Origin of the sequence: Micrococcus sp. HMSC31B01, assembly GCF_001816085.1 — a bacterium.
In the GTDB taxonomy this organism is placed as follows: Bacteria; Actinomycetota; Actinomycetes; order Actinomycetales; family Micrococcaceae; genus Micrococcus; species Micrococcus luteus.
Genome location: NZ_KV825257.1, coordinates 1 through 2,283 on the forward strand (window position 1 = coordinate 1; position 2,283 = coordinate 2,283).

The following is a 2,283-nucleotide window of genomic DNA, read 5'->3' on the forward strand; positions in this document are numbered from 1 at the left end:
CGGCGCTGCCGTTCGGGCCGGCGATGGTGGCGGCGGCCGCCGGAGTGCTGGTGCTGGCGTGAACGTCGAGCGGCCGCCCTCCGCACGGGAGGACGGCCGCTCGGCGTCGTGGCCCGGGAGGCGGCGTCGCGCCGCTCACCGAATCCGCCGGATCACTCCGGGTGGGTCATGGACATGGTGTCCAGGGCCTTGTCCAGCTGCTCCTCGGTGATCTCGCCGCGCTCGACGTAGCCGAGGTCCACGACGGCCTCGCGCACGGTCATCTTGTTCGCGACGGCGTGCTTGGCGATCTTGGCGGCGGCCTCGTAGCCGATCACCTTGTTCAGCGGGGTCACGATGGACGGCGAGGCGCCGGCGAGGAAGGCGCAGCGCTCCTCGTTGGCCTCGATGCCGTCGATCATCTTGTCCGCCATGACGCGCGTCGTGTTGGCCAGCAGGCGGATGGACTCGAGCAGGTTGGCGGCCATCACGGGGATGCCCACGTTGAGCTCGAACGCGCCGTTGGTGGAGGACAGGGCGACGGTGGTGTCGTTGCCGATCACCTGGGCGCACACCATGATCGCGGCCTCGCAGATCACGGGGTTGACCTTGCCCGGCATGATCGAGGAGCCCGGCTGCAGGTCCGGGATGGCGATCTCGCCGAGGCCGGTGTTCGGGCCGGAGCCCATCCAGCGCAGGTCGTTGTTGATCTTCATGAGCGAGAACGCGATGTTCCGCAGCTGGCCGGAGGCCTCCACGAGGCCGTCACGGTTGGCCTGGGCCTCGAAGTGGTTGCGGGCCTCGGTCAGCGGCAGACCGGTCTCCTCGGCGAGCAGCTCGATCACGCGGGCGGAGAAGCCCTTCGGGGTGTTGATGCCGGTGCCCACGGCGGTGCCGCCGAGCGGGACCTCGGCCACGCGCGGCAGCGCGGACTGGATGCGCTCGATGCCGTAGCGGACCTGCGCGGCGTAGCCGCCGAACTCCTGGCCCAGGGTCACCGGAGTGGCGTCCATGAGGTGGGTGCGGCCGGACTTCACGACGCCGGCGAAGGCCTCCGCCTTCTTCTCGAGGGAGACGGCCAGGTGGTCCAGCGCCGGGACGAGGTCGTTCACGAGGGCGGCGGTGACGGCCACGTGCACGGAGGTCGGGAACACGTCGTTCGAGGACTGGGAGGCGTTGACGTGGTCGTTGGGGTGCACCTCGTCCTCGGAGCCGGCCTCCTTCAGTGCGCGGGTGGCGAGGGTGGCGAGCACCTCGTTGGTGTTCATGTTGGAGGAGGTGCCGGAGCCGGTCTGGAACACGTCGATCGGGAACTGGTCGTCGTGGTCGCCGGCGATGACCTGGTCCGCGGCGGCGACGATGGCGTCCGCGCGCTCCTGCGAGATGATGCCCAGCTCGGCGTTCGCCTTGGCCGCGGCCTTCTTGACCTGCGCGAGGGCGTGGATGTGGGCGGGCTCGAGGCCCTTGCCGGAGATCGGGAAGTTCTCCACGGCGCGCTGGGTCTGTGCACGGTAGAGCGCGTTCACCGGCACCTTCACCTCGCCCATGGTGTCGTGCTCGATGCGGAACTGCTGATCGGTGTTCTCTGCGGTCATGATCACATCCTAGGCCGACGGCGGCGGCCCGGCGTCGTCCCGTCGCCGCCCCTCCCGCGCCTCCCTGTGCCCCCGCCAGTGGGGCAGGATGGGGGCATGAGCGAGACCGCCCCCACCGCCCTGTGCTTCCGCGGCCTGACGATCTCCTACGACGACCGGGTGCTCGAGCCCCGGCCCTGGACGCAGGCGCAGTCCGCGTGGGCGGCCGAGCTGCTCGCGCACGCCGCCCCCGGGGCGGTCCTGGAGCTGTGCGCCGGGGCCGGTCAGATCGGCCTCGGCGCGGTCCACGGCACGGACCGGCACCTGGTGATGGTGGACTCCAGCCCCGCCGCCGTCGACGTCGCGGCCGCCAACGCCGCCGCCAACGGCATGGGAGAGCAGGTCGACGTGCGGCTGGCGCGGATCGAGGAGGCGCTGGCGGAGGGGGAGCGCTTCCCGCTCGTCATCGCGGACCCGCCGTGGGTCCGCTCCACCGAGACGGGCGGGTTCCCCCGGGACCCGGTCACCGCCATCGACGGCGGCGCGGACGGCCTCGACCTCGCCCGCACCTGCGTGGAGGTCATCGACCGCCACCTGGCCGCGGGCGGCTCCGCGCTGCTGCAGCTGGGGGACGCGGATCAGGCCGAGCGCATCGCCGAGCACGTCCAGGCGCTGCCCGGCGGGCTGAGCCTGACGGAGACCCGCCAGTACGACGGCGGCGTGGTGGTGC

Annotated in this window: 2 protein-coding genes; one reads left to right on the forward strand and one right to left on the reverse strand. The window is 72.0% G+C overall.

The features are described 5' to 3' along the window. Positions 1–152: 152 nt before the first annotated feature. Entirely contained in the window at positions 153–1,574 is a 1,422-nt protein-coding gene (locus HMPREF3105_RS09195) for a class II fumarate hydratase (protein WP_070709327.1), read from the reverse strand. A gap of 96 nt (positions 1,575–1,670) precedes the next feature. On the opposite strand from HMPREF3105_RS09195, the gene HMPREF3105_RS09200 reads away from it, so the two are divergent. Further along, a partial coding sequence (locus tag HMPREF3105_RS09200; RefSeq protein ID WP_070709329.1) for a methyltransferase occupies positions 1,671–2,283 on the forward strand: 613 nt, incomplete at its 3' end.

Excerpts from the sequence above, each read along its gene's own strand:
- HMPREF3105_RS09195 (WP_070709327.1), bottom strand. The coding sequence starts at position 1,574 with ATGACCGCAGAGAACACCGATCAGCAGTTCCGCATCGAGCACGACACC.